The 13,466-nt window shown below is 45.4% G+C and carries 8 protein-coding genes and 1 pseudogene; 2 read left to right on the top strand and 7 right to left on the bottom strand.

The genetic code is table 11. The features are described from left to right. From L5M29_RS08090 to L5M29_RS08080, 3 genes and pseudogenes are all read right to left on the bottom strand, one after another. Positions 1–156 (bottom strand): annotated as a pseudogene (locus L5M29_RS08090) (IS110 family transposase); the annotation flags it as partial. A gap of 209 nt (positions 157–365) precedes the next feature. Beyond that, entirely contained in the window at positions 366–1,877 is a 1,512-nt protein-coding gene (locus L5M29_RS08085; protein ID WP_113941018.1) for a hypothetical protein, read from the bottom strand. A gap of 388 nt (positions 1,878–2,265) precedes the next feature. After that, complete coding sequence (locus L5M29_RS08080; protein ID WP_263167191.1) at positions 2,266–3,621, bottom strand: MATE family efflux transporter; 1,356 nt, start codon at positions 3,619–3,621, stop codon at positions 2,266–2,268. Positions 3,622–4,021: 400 nt separating this feature from the next. Here L5M29_RS08080 and L5M29_RS08075 point away from each other — a divergent pair, with 400 nt between their 5' ends. Continuing rightward, a complete protein-coding gene (locus L5M29_RS08075; RefSeq protein ID WP_028760700.1) occupies positions 4,022–5,563 on the top strand; it encodes an MFS transporter in 1,542 nt (513 codons plus the stop codon). A gap of 100 nt (positions 5,564–5,663) precedes the next feature. Here L5M29_RS08075 and L5M29_RS08070 read toward each other — a convergent pair whose 3' ends face one another. Then, positions 5,664–6,188, bottom strand: a complete 525-nt coding sequence (locus L5M29_RS08070) for a DUF3087 domain-containing protein (protein WP_263167216.1) — start codon at positions 6,186–6,188, stop codon at positions 5,664–5,666. 384 nt (positions 6,189–6,572) lie between these two features. On the opposite strand from L5M29_RS08070, the gene L5M29_RS08065 reads away from it, so the two are divergent. Beyond that, positions 6,573–7,334, top strand: coding sequence for a substrate-binding periplasmic protein (locus L5M29_RS08065; protein ID WP_263167188.1), 762 nt, complete (start codon positions 6,573–6,575; stop codon positions 7,332–7,334). Between the two features lie 78 nt (positions 7,335–7,412). On the opposite strand, the gene L5M29_RS08060 is transcribed toward L5M29_RS08065, so the two are convergent. From L5M29_RS08060 to L5M29_RS08050, 3 genes are all read right to left on the bottom strand, one after another. Beyond that, a complete protein-coding gene (locus L5M29_RS08060) occupies positions 7,413–8,519 on the bottom strand; it encodes a CobW family GTP-binding protein (RefSeq protein ID WP_263167186.1) in 1,107 nt (368 codons plus the stop codon). A 270-nt stretch (positions 8,520–8,789) separates the two neighbouring features. Further along, positions 8,790–10,208 (bottom strand): DEAD/DEAH box helicase, encoded by a 1,419-nt coding sequence (locus L5M29_RS08055; protein WP_263167183.1) that lies wholly within the window; start codon positions 10,206–10,208, stop codon positions 8,790–8,792. Between the two features lie 129 nt (positions 10,209–10,337). Continuing rightward, complete coding sequence (locus L5M29_RS08050; RefSeq protein WP_263167181.1) at positions 10,338–13,385, bottom strand: EAL domain-containing protein; 3,048 nt, start codon at positions 13,383–13,385, stop codon at positions 10,338–10,340. Between the last annotated feature and the right edge of the window lie 81 nt (positions 13,386–13,466).

Raw genomic sequence — 13,466 nt, 5'->3', positions numbered from 1 at the left:
CTCCATAACGATAAGGCAAGGCTCAATTTTCGCGACAAAGGGCAGCAAGTCTTTGCGTCTAAGCATTTTCTTTTTGATTAACTTGCCCGCTTTATCGACGCCAACAGCATGAAAAACAGACTTTGCGATATCTAAACCGATTGTAGTAATCTTCATAGGTGGACCCGTCCTCTTTCTGATGAGTTTTAGCGACTACATCGTGGCCCATTGCGAGGCCGATTTAAAGTGGATGGGTCCATTCCATTATCCTTGCCCACTAACAGAAATGATTCTGACTACCTGTTTTATCCTTGATAACTCCAAACCTAAAATAGAAAAATCGCCATAATTTTAGGCCGTTACTACCACTTAATTACAACAATCCTTTACATAAAGGCTTTAGTGAACGCTTCCTTCGACTGGCGAATGTAGTTACGGGCGCTTTTGGCGTGCTGCTCCCACACGGCGCGATCGCTAGGATCGGTAAAGGGGTTTTGCTCGGCGGCAATTGAGCGCTCAAATTTGTCGTAGAAGGTCAGCATGGCCGAAGTGATCTGATTAAAACGTTCCTTGAACTCTTGAAATTCATCAATCTTCTCAGTGGTTTTAATCATGTACTGCACTAACTCTGCATTGCTGTTCGAAGCCAATAGCGCCTCAGCTTTAGCACTGATATTGGCACTCGCCTCGGCAATCACCAGCGCGCGTGCCTGCTCGTCTTTACTCATCACTCGGCTGTAATTTTCAGGTGTGCGGGCAATACTGGCATGCTGTAAGTAACTGCGCAGATGCTTATCGAGATCCTTACGGAAATTATCTAAGTTCTTCTGCATACTGACTAAATCATTGTCGAGTGCAGTGACTTGTTGCAGTTCTTTTTCGATTTCAGACATAAACCGTTCGGCCTGCTGATAAATTTTCAGGCCATTTTCTTCAGCAAACTTTTTATCACTACGGCTTAAGTCACTGTTGTCATAATTAGAGCGATCAAAAGTCGCCGCTAAGAATGACTTAAAGGGTTCGGCAAAGGCGGAATACGCACCGGCACTGACCACGTTTAAGGTGGCAGTAGCTAAGTCACCAAAGGGTTTCACCATAGAGCCTAAACGCGCCTGTTGGAGAGGCGATGCCACACGTTTAGCGTCAGTTAAAACCGACCTAAAAGTGTTATATCCCATAGGGTTAGACATTTTATTGCGCTCAGACGTCGCCAACACAAAGGTGATACTTGAATAAATAGCATTCGAGTACTCGAGGTATTGTCTTTGGCTCTCGAGCTGGGCGGCATAATTTTTACCTAAAGTACGAAAGGACTCAGACTGCACTTCGTAATTCTTGTCAGCTTTCAGCTTATCTAAAATCCCGCCGATAATTTTCTGCTCATTTTTTTGCAGGGCCATATCAAGGCGAATTTTGCCTAAGCTCAAATCGTCCAAACTGATAGGGCCATTAATGGCCTCAATATCAAGACGGATATATTGGCGACTCGGATCATCAATAGACACTCGGTGTGCTAAATATTCGTTAGCCCCAGGGGTGATATCGATTAAAGCAACATGCTGCCACTGGGCATCGAGCTTTAATACCGGAGAGGTCAATACATTGATTCGATATTGGGTTTGAGTATTCTGGGTTTTGACCCAAAACTCTAATAGACCCGCTTCAGAAATAGGGTACTTACTGACGATACTGCTATTGCCTTCGACGCAAAGCAGCGCACTTTCACCTGTGTGAGGTTCAGCGCCTTCAAATTGACAACCCATGATCCACGACCAAGGTTGAGATAAACGATTGCCTTCGAAGTCGCTGGCAAACACTAACTCATTCTCTTTGGCACTGGCATTAACTGTCGTTAACACGCCAAGCAACAGCATAGAAATGACTGCAGTGGTGCGCATAAGGGCCTCATAAAACATAAATTACTAAAATCAACGAGCGAGTCATTCGGCTCAATACCCAGTCATATCAACAATCAATCGACCCAAAAGCCTAAGCGAACTCAGTCTGTTAATTGAGGGCTATAGCCTCGGCTCAACAGCACGCTTGGATAAGTCATTTTTGATTGCAGATTAAACCAGCGAAATGTACCAGAGGCCATCATCCCACGCTAGCCCTAAGTCATGTTTAACGACGAAAGATATGTGGGCAATTACAATCGGGGCCATTAATCACCCCAATTGTAAAATTTACGTAAAACTAAACACTTATGCCACAGCTACAGGTTACTTGCCTCGCCCCTTGTCTTGTCAATAAATCAGGCGAAACCAATACAAACCAAAGCAAGGATTAATGCAGACGTGCCTCGACTCGCTTCATGGCGTAAAACATCCATATCGTCAAGATAGTGCTACAGGTCGCGAGCGACACCCACACACCAATCACGCCGAACGCCCATGCAAAGCAGTAGATAATCGCAGCGATAAGAATAAGCTTAGCGCCCGTCAGCATAGAAGCTTGTTTCGAACAATTAATCGCTTGGAAGAAACTCGCACCAACTAAGATTAAGCCTTCCATAGGCAAGCCCCAAAAATACCAGCGCATACCTTCAATCGCCACTGGTGTTAAATTCGGATTATCACCGGCAAACAAATACACTAACCATTCAGGGCGAGAATAAATCAGCGCTAAACCTAAAGCTGCGGTAAGTAACGTCATACCAAAGGCAATATTGCGCGCTTGTTTAACCCTGTCGAAACGCCCAGCTCCCGCGTTGAAGCTATAAATGGGTTGAGTACCAAGCGCAATGCCCTCAAAAATCAGATAGAAAAACGCTTCGGTGTAACTCACCACACCATAGGCGGCCACATGTAATGGACCGCCAACCCACAAAAAAGCCGTATTATGCAAGGTTAACACTATCGACAAATACAGATTCATCAAAAAGCTGGGGAAACCAACGCGGGCTATATTAAGGCAATTATCGAGCTTGAGCTTCATCTGCTCAAAAGTGATTTTAAGCTGAGTGCGCGGACTGAAAAAATGCTGTAAACACAAAAGCCCCGTTACCGCCTGCGACAACATAGTCGCAATCGCTGCACCTGCTAAACCAAAGGGGAAAACCACAATAAACAGCCAGTCTAAGAAAGTGTTTAATACACCACCCAAAATCAGCACCCAAGTCACCATGGATGGCCTGCCATCATTACGCAGCAGTGTGGTGAAGGTCATTGAAATTATGGGGAAATGACACAGTGCAAAATACCAGAATAAGTATTCGTTAGCATTTTCGAGCATCTCACCTTGCGCCCCAAGGGCAACCAAAATATCTCGCGAGAATATCCCACCAACAAGGGCAAAAAAGCATCCCGTTAATAAACATAACGTAAAGGCATTACCCAGTAGTTTACGGGCCTTGACTACATTACCTTGGCCAAGATTGATTGACACTAATGCCGCGCTACCCATACCTATCATGGCGCCAATAGCGTATAAAATCGCGCCCACAGGGTAAGCTAGCATCATCCCCGCCAGCCCTGTTTCACCTAAATAGTGGCCAACAAAGATGCCATCAATTGTCACATATACGCCCGTGACCAACATAGAGGCTATGGTGGGTATGGTATAGCGCCAAAAAAGCTTCGCAATCGGCGCCTCGAGCAAGCTCATATCCGCAGGAGCATGATTAGATGTTGTTGCTGTCATTAGCGTTTCTCACAAAAAGGGGGGCTAGAGTCGTATCTATCTAGAAAAATGATCGGGTGAACAAAAATGCGACAATGGATTGTACCTAAAAATAGCGAGAACTCAAAGCATGTTCATTGTGAATAATTAACAATAAAGATTAATCATCACAATGACTTAAGCAGAAACAGTCCAATTTCAGCCAAATGACAAACTCAGTACAGTTCAATAACAGATGTGGGTTAATTCATCATTTTCTGCTACTTTTTTGGTGTTTAAGGCCGAATTAGGTAAAGTATCCGTTCAAGCAAGCCCATTAACGTATTTAAGCAAGATGAAATCATTAAATTTATAAATTTAAGCTTTTGATAATTAATGGGTTAAACAGAAATAAATTCAATAACAATAATAAGGGAAGGACATGAGTCAAAATAGTCCAAATGCAGGCAACGATCTGCGAGAAGTCAAACAGCTCGGCATGTGGGCCTCCATTACTAGCTTAGGTTATGTGTTTTGGTTAGTTGGCGGTATGGAATTAGTCGAGCGTATCGCCTACTACGGTGTTAAAGCCAGTGCTGGACTGTACGCTAAAGCGCCAGAGTCTGCGGGCGGCCTTGGGATCAGCCTGAGTGACTACGGCATTATTATTTCCCTCTGGGCGATCATGCAAACCTTTGTGCCCGTGTTCACCGGTGGCATGTCTGACCGAGTGGGCTACAAAGAAACCATCTTCGGCTCCACCATCATTAAAATCTTTGGCTATCTCGTCATGGCATTCTTCCCCAGCTTTTGGGGCTTCCTTGTCGGTGCATTACTCCTTGCCATAGGCACAGGGATATTTAAACCGGGCATTCAAGGCACCTTAGTGCTGTCCACTAATCGCAACAACACTTCAATGGCTTGGGGCATTTTTTACCAAGTTGTAAACATTGGCGGTTTCCTCGGGCCTTTAGTTGCTGTGCATATGCGCCAATTGTCGTGGGACAATGTATTTTTCGCCTGCGCCGCAATTATCTCACTCAACTTCTTATTCTTACTCACCTATACCGAGCCTGGTAAAGCCGAGCGACTGGAACGCAATAAGCAAATAAAATCGGGTGAAGTCGAACAAGAATCCCTGTGGCGTGATGCTTGGCGCGAGTTGAAAAAGCCGATTGTAATCTACTATATGCTCGTTTTTTCAGGATTTTGGTTCTTGTTCAATGCCCTATTCGATGTGCTGCCTATCCATATTTCCGAATGGGTCGATACCAGCGTAATCGTCACCTCCCTCTTTGGCAGCGAAGGCACCAGCAACGGCATTCTGCAATTTTGGCTTGGCCTCAATAACGAAGGCACTAAGGTGATGCCAGAAGGCATGCTCAACCTCAATGCGGGCCTGATTATGACCTGCTGCTTTATCGTTGCGGCGCTGACGGCTAAATACCGTATTACTACCGCTATGTTTATTGGTTGTTTGCTGAGTATTTTAGCTTTTGTGTTTATCGGTGCTTTCCATGCGGCATGGTTTATCGTATTCGCGATTGCCATGTTCTCAATTGGCGAAATGATGATTAGCCCGAAGAAAAACGAGTTTATGGGTAATATTGCTCCCGAAGGCAAAAAAGCCATGTACTTGGGATTTGTGATGTTGCCCCAAGGGATCGGCTGGGGATTAGAAGGCTATTTTGGCCCTAAACTCTATGAGATTTATGCATCAAAGGAATTGTTTTCGCGAGATTTATTGCTAGAGCGCGGTATGAACAGCACTGAGGTCAGCGCCATTCCTCAAGGTGAAGCCTTTACTACCTTGGTGAGTTACACAGGTGAAAACGCACACGATCTCACCCAATTGCTGTACCACAGCCATAACATTGGCATGGCGTGGTACATCATCGCCGCCATAGGGACTATCTCAGCGGTAGGAATTTACATCTATGGTAAGTGGTTACTCACACTACAAAGAGCCCAGCAAGCCGCCTAAGTGAAACTCGCTGACCTCATTTTGGGCAAGGACGACAAAGACAAGATAAGGGCTAGATGATGGCAAGGTGAGGAGCGATCCTCATCTTGCCTCATCAGTATCAGAAAGATCTTGTCAGCAACTCAGGCGTAAATTGTTCGGGCGACAGCAATAGGCCTAGGCTTTCGATTTGTGCATTCAAACGATTGAGATCTTGAGTCAGTGTCGGCAAGGTCAGCGTATTGTCATCGAGTACATACACTTGCCTTAAACTGGTGTAATAAAACAGCAGTATAATCAAAGCATTCACGTCATTTTGCGCTGCAGCGCCTTTAATCTTTATCAACTTACGATAAATACGATTATGGAGTTGCTTTAATTGCCACACATAATAAATTTCACTGAAAAAAGGTCGGTCTTTTAAGTTGTAAATCACGGCGCTACACAGACCCAGACTGAAAATTACGCCTAAGAGATTCAAGTGAAAATTACCTGTTGGCTCACCTGGCACTGGCGTTGCCCCAAACAGCGCAATGAGTCCAGTACCAAAAATCAGTGATAACACGACTAAGCTAACAACTAGAATAACAATGAATAAATTCATGTTTTTACGATACAAGGTTTTATCTATTTCCTGCAGCTTCATAACATCCCGCTCAAATAAACCGCCCAGCATTGGCGTATAAATCAATGAATGGCAGAGCATACCGCAATCCCCTTTATTCGGCCTTAACTGATTTAAACGCATAACGAAAATACATTTCTCCCCCTTATCCGCGAGCGATACAAACTGAAACCTTTAAGCGTAACTAAGCAGGCTGAGGGATAGGATGATGTATTGATTGAAGATCAACGGCTTAATGCCCTTACGATTTATCTTCCATTTATTTCAAAACATTAAAATGTTAACGTTCAATCAAATCTGGGTAAAATTTGCTAACCTTAACCCTAGTGAATTGCATAATAATATCGCCGCTTTTACGAGAGACTGTGTTCTAACCTCCCGCATTCAAACCACACAAGGAATACCATGATACTCAGCAAAGGCTTTGCACAGGTCGTCCTTTTGGCGCTCAGTAGCCTTTGCTTGACTGCACAGGCCAAAGACCTACTCGCAGTGGGTTCGAGTTTCAGCCAAATTTTTGAACTACAAGCCAATGGCGAATATACCGGCTTAGGTGTCGATATTTTGAATCGCTTCGCCCAGCAGCAAAGTGTGAACATTCACTATCAAATTACCCCATGGCGCCGCGCTATCTCTATGGTTGAACGTGGCCAAGCGGATATTCTTATTGGTCCCTACGATAACCCAGAGCGTAATGCCAACTTGGTTTTTGCGGCGAAGGCATTTTACCGCGATGATATGGTGTTTTATGCTCGGGCAGACAATGAAATAGTGTGGAATGGCGACTATGCCAGTATTAAAACACAACGGATTGGAAAAATGCAGGGCTGGAGTTATGGCACAAGGTTTACTGAACAAACTAAATCATTAAATATCAATGAATTTGTCGATATTAAAAGTGGCATAGAACGGCTTTCGCGGGGTGATTTAGATTTACTCGCCACCAATAGTCGCAATACAAATGCTGTGCTCGCCCAAATCAAAATCCCTAAAGCAATTACGCCAATCATGCCGATAATCGATGTCCGAGATGGCTTTATGGCTTTTCCGAAACAAGCTAAATTTGATCCGCTAAGAACTCGTTTTGACAGCTTCTTCGAGGAGATGATCCAAAATGGCACACTCACGACACTCGGCCAAAAATACCGCGTGACCTTGCCTTACTGATCCAACCTTATTATTCCCGTTAAATCTGACCCTCTTGGCGATGCTCACACCTGTAATAAAGAGTGATGGGGAACTCAGTTAGCTAAGACAAGCAATCAATTGCTGCTCAATCTCGTCCCAATTAACCTCCTCCATGGTAATCATTTCTAGTCTGGAATCTAGGATGTCATCGAGTTCAACCACAGTAAACTCATGGTCAATCCAGTTAAATCCTGCAATTCCATCAGTAGTGATCATCACGGCCTTTAATCTAAGCAACACTTGCCCAACGTCGGATGATTGAGCTTGCAGCTGAATAAAATCCATTAATTTATCAAAATCAAATTCTTGGCTCGGTTCAAACACCCAGCCGCAGCTAAAACAACCTTCACCTTGATTCTGCTTTCGCACTATACCGCGATCATCAAAATCAAGTGCGGCTTCGATTGCACCTTCGGCAAAGAGGCTCAACTCACTCAAGCGAGAACCACCAGCACGAAACAAGCTTGGGGCCGTCGTCGGTAGGCTGCCCAGCTTTAGGCCCGCGCTAGCATGCCCATTTATATTGAGTGACACGCGCCTTGGTTGGTTAAGATAGTCCAGCAAAGCGCTAGGTAAAGGCTGTTGATTAGAGTGGCTCACTACAGGAATATCAGTACGTTCAATATGGCTTAAATAAGTCTGCAATTCATAGAGTAACTTAGTATTTTCAGCATCATACAAGTCAGACTTAGTTGCGATGATCACATCGGCCACTTGCAACTGTTGAATAAAATTTGCATGTTCGCGATAGCGAGGATCGTGGATCTTACGCGCGTCGACCAAACATAGGGTGCTACGCAGTGAAATCACATTCTGATAATGGGGCGCACTCAGTACTTTAATGATTTCATTAGGATGCCCAAGCCCAGTCGGTTCAATCAATAAGCGGTCAGGTTTCGCTTTCGCAATCAACTGATTGATGGCCACTTGTGTCGGTACGCCCGCGGCGCAGCACATACAGCCACCCGCAACCTCACGAATTTGTATGCCGTTATCGGAGGAGTTCAGTAACCCCGCATCAATGCCGACCTCACCAAATTCATTGACCAGTACTGCCCAAATTTCATCCGCGGGTTTAGTCGCCAGCAATTGCTTAATCAGAGAGGTTTTACCTACACCTAAAAAACCTGTAATGATATTGGTGGGAATCGCTTTGATAATCATAAGGAAACTCGCTCGAATAGAAAGCTTGGCGCTCGAGTGTAGAAGTATTGGCTTTGAAGCTCAACAAAAAGCGCATCGGTGAGGATGCGCTTTTAGAATAGCGACAGGCTATGTAGCAAAATATGCAACTGACTATTCAACAGTCAAATCAACAAACTAGGCAACCGTTAGACGGCTAAACTAATAGGCACTTTGCACTTATTAGCCTTGATTGTTGGGCTTAGCTTATTTTGACTTAACTTATTTTGACTTAACTTATTTTGACTTAGCCTATTTTGACTTATTGGTGCGAGAGCCAAAACCTGACTTATTGCTCACCAAATTCGACTTAGGTTTAGTTGCATTAAACGGCTTACCTGAGCCAGAAGCTGGCTTAGCACGGCTAGAGGATTTATCTGCACCTGCTTTGCTGTCCTGTGCTTTACCTTTCGCGTACTTACCCTGACGAGACTGACCAATAGTACGATCCTGCGGCGCCTTATGGCTCCACTTTCCAATCGGCTTAATCGGTGCCGCGGGCGCATCACGGTAACGAGCAGGCAAAGGCGTGCCTTCTTCATAACCTGGTTGTACCGACACGGGCAGTTTCTGCTCAATCAAGGCTTCAATTTCAGCGAGCATTTCATCGTCAGAAGGTGAAACAAACGAAATCGCGCGACCCGTTAATCCAGCTCGGCCAGTACGACCAATACGATGGATATAGTCTTCGGCGAGGAAAGGTAATTCAAGGTTAATCACCATAGGCAAGGCATGAATGTCTAAACCACGAGCGGCCACATCGGTCGCCACCAGCACCCGCAATTTACCGGCTTTAAACTCTTCCAACACCCGATTACGGGCGCCTTGTGTTTTATCGCCGTGGAATACACCTGCGGCTATGCCATCCAGCTTTAATTCTTGTAACAAATGCTCGGCGCTTTCTTTCGTGCTGGCAAACACCAGCACTTGGCGCCAATTGTTGCGGCCAACGAGTTCTGACAACAGCTCGGCTTTGCGACGTTTATCAACGCGATAGACTTCCTGCACAACTGTGGATGCAGTTGTCGTATCGGCAACATTCACCCACTGAGGTTCATTCAGCATTTTCTCGGCAAGTTGTTTCACCGCATCGCTATAGGTCGCTGAAAACAACATGGTTTGATGCTGCGGCGCAATTAAGCGTTTCACTTTTTCAATGTCGCGCACAAAACCCATGTCTAACATGCGGTCGGCTTCGTCGATCACTAAGGTCGTGACACTCGATAAATCTAACTGGAATTGGCCAATAATGTCGAATAAACGACCTGGTGTCGCCACCAAAATATCAACGCCCTGCTCTACCCCTTTACGCTGGGGATTCATGTTGGCGCCGCCGTAAACCGCTAAGGTTTTCAGTGGTAGGAACTGGCTGTATTTTTGGATATTTTCGCAGACTTGAATCGCAAGTTCACGGGTTGGTGTCATCACCAACGCGCGTAAAATCGGTTTATCATTGCTGTCGCTTATTAAAGACTCGGCTGCCAACTTTTCAAGTACAGGCAGAGCAAAGGAAGCCGTCTTACCTGTCCCCGTTTGGGCGCAGGCCATAATGTCTTTGCCTTCAAAGGCAAGCGGGATCACTTTCTCTTGCACTTGAGTGAGTTGCTGATAGCCACACTCAGTTATCGCATTCAAAATAGGAGAAGATAAACCGAGTGTTTCAAATTTCATAGGGACTCTTTAGCTAAGTAGTAAAACTTTGATGCGAGGTGATACTCAATGCCCCAACGCGGGGCCGCGGAGTCTAGCAAAATTCGCGGCGTTTTTATAGGCAATTATCGCCACTAAGTTAATATCTCCTCAGACATGGGAGACTAAAAGCGGATCCTGTAAGTATTTTTGGCTAAATTCACCCGCAGGCACAGGTCTTGAGAACAAGTAACCTTGGCCGTAGTCACAGCCTGCAGCCAACAAGACTAGCCGCTGCGCATCGGTTTCGACACCTTCGGCAATCACCTTCATTCCCAACTTGTGGGCCATCACGATAATCGCCTCGCAGAGAATTTGATCGTTTGAATCGGTATCGATATGGCGGGTAAAAGATTGATCAATTTTAAGATAATCAATGTCAAACTTTTTCAAATAGGCGAGTGACGAATAGCCCGTACCAAAATCGTCCAGCGACACTTGCACACCCGCATCGCGGTAGGCCAGTAGTTTTTCGGTTACCCCCATACTGGCGTCCAATAACAGGCCTTCGGTAATTTCAACACAGACTCCCGCGCCTGTAATATTAAGATCTTGCAATAACTTCAACCAATCATTGAGCAGCGTGCCTTCATCACGAAATTGAATTGGGGATTTATTGACGCTGATTTGGATTTCAATCCCTAATTCATGACGCCACGCCGCACTCTGGCGAGCGGCTTGCTCGAACACCCAATTGCCGATTTCAACAATCAAGCCAGTATCCTCCGCCACAGGAATAAACTCAGCAGGCGACACAGCACCACGCTCCGCATGATGCCAGCGGATCAAGGCTTCAGCCTTAGTCACTTCACCCGTTGCTAAGGCAACAATCGGCTGATAATGCAGTTCAAATTCTTTATTCACGACCGCTTGACGTAAGTCTTGGATCAAGCGCATGCGGTATTTGGCGTATTCCTGCATCGATGGGGTGAAATAGTTGAAGCGATTACGCCCTTGATCTTTCGCCGCATACATAGCCTGATCCGCATGCTTGAGAAGCCCTTCAATACTGGTCGAATCATCGGGATATAAAGTAATCCCGATACTGACGCTGATATAAGCGGTTTCTTCCCCTAACACATAGGGTTCGGCAATTCTTCGCAAAATATTCTCGGCGACGCGCTCAATCCCCTTATGGTCTTCCATCGAACTTAACACCACAGTAAATTCATCGCCGCCAAGACGCGCCACGACGTCGGCATCACGCACACAGGATTTCAATCGACTCGCGGTTTCTATCAACAGTAAATCGCCCATAGCATGGCCTAAGGTGTCATTCACTTCTTTAAAGAAATCTAAATCCAAGAACAATAAGGCAAAGTGGTTGCGATTGCGGTCGGCATTTTTCACTTCACTGCTTAAATACTCCAACAACATGCGCCGATTAGGCAACCCCGTCAGCGTATCGTAGTTAGCCTGTTTCCAAATCAGATGTTCATTTTGCTTCTTATCGGTAATGTCTGAGAACAGGGCAACACGTCGATAGGGATGGCCTTCTTTATCATTAATCGTATTGATGGTTAACCAGATGACATATTCCTCGCCATTTTTGCGCCGCTGCCACATTTCCCCCTGCCATTGGCCCTTTTCACGGATCTCATTGTTCATTTGAGTGTAAAAATCACGGCCATTAAGGTCACAATAAAGCAGCCGAATATGTTGGTCCCGCACTTCAAATTCGCGATAACCCGTCATCACACTAAAGGCGGCGTTGACGGTAATAATCACGCCCTTTTCATCGAGGACACTCATGGCTTCAGAGCTGTTATCGTAAACCAGTGCCGACAACTTTAAGGATTCTTCGATAAGTTTTGCGTCGGTAATATCGGTATAGGTTCCACACATACGCAGGGCATTATCGTTGGCGTCGCGGCTCACGACTTTACCTGTATCAAGGATCCACCGCACCTTACGATTTACGGTATTTAAGCGGTACTCCATCTTATGTTGCGCCGTTTCGCCACGAATATGGGCCTCAATCGAATGCAGCACTTTAGGCCTGTCTTCGGCGACTATCGCATCCATCCATTGGCGACTATTAGCGTTGAGCATATCAACATCGCAGCCAAGAATATCGGCGCTGCGGGCGTTACGTTCGATACGATCATTGCGAATATCCCAATCCCACACCCCAAGATCGCTACTGCTCAGCACCAGTTCGAGTTGCTCACGACTAGCAAGTACCTCTTGGTCAGCAATGGCCTGTGAGGTGATATCTAAATATCCAGCAATAACAAGCAACACGGCATTATTACCACCACGCTTACAGGCGACTGTCATATGGGTGTAAACCACGCTACCGTCTTTAACGATAAAACGTTTATCCATCTCGTAATTATCGATATCCCCCCGCAGCATAAGCTCAAATTTCAGGGCATCCGCTTCTAAATCATCGGGATGAGTAATTTGTGCCCACGTCATCCGTAGCAATTCAGCTTCTGAATACTTGAGCATTTGACATAACCGTGGATTCACCTTTATCCACTTTTGATCTATCCCCGTTATTGCAATACCAATATTGCCCGCGTTGAATTGGCTCCTAAAAAGAAAATCATCCTGCAGACGAATTTGTTCATCACGCTCTAATTCAAAACGTCGCGATAACAAGCGGCTCAATAGCCAAGTCGCAATCGGGAAAATGGTCAATACTGGGAGGGTCACTTTGGCGAGTAATGGCATTGCTATGCCATCGGGTAGAAATAAGAACCACAACAACATCACGATATGAACGGTATAGGCAAAGAGAAAAATTTCTCCACCTGAAATATTGGCTAACAGAGACTTACGATATTGACGCCAGATCACCCCGATTAAACCGGATGACACTATCACGCCGACGCCAACCCATATACCAGCGCCACCGATACTGATGCGATACAGCGCCGTCATCACGACAGCAACTAAGGTCGGTAAACCACCGAAAAATAGACCAGAAGTACAGAGAATAACCGAACGGGTATCAAAGAAAACGCCAGGCAAATATACCCAAGGCGTACTCATAATAGTGATACCAATACCACCGATGAGTATCCCAATAATGATGCGCCACAGTAAAAAATACTGCCGCTGGTGTTTTTTAGGGATCACGTCGTACAAAAAGACCAACGCCAGCAATAAAGCCGCATTTTGTACTAACGGAAAGAGAATACCTTTATCCATAACTCAGAGAGCGACTCCAAAAATGAGGGGGCTTGATACCATTTTAACATTCCCCCACAAGTGTAGCAGAATCACTTAGAA

Source organism: Shewanella sp. SM95, from assembly GCF_025653595.1.
Taxonomy (GTDB): domain Bacteria; phylum Pseudomonadota; class Gammaproteobacteria; order Enterobacterales; family Shewanellaceae; genus Shewanella; species Shewanella oncorhynchi.
The sequence above is the reverse complement of the archived record's forward strand: the minus strand, read 5'-3'. Positions and strand labels throughout refer to the sequence as shown.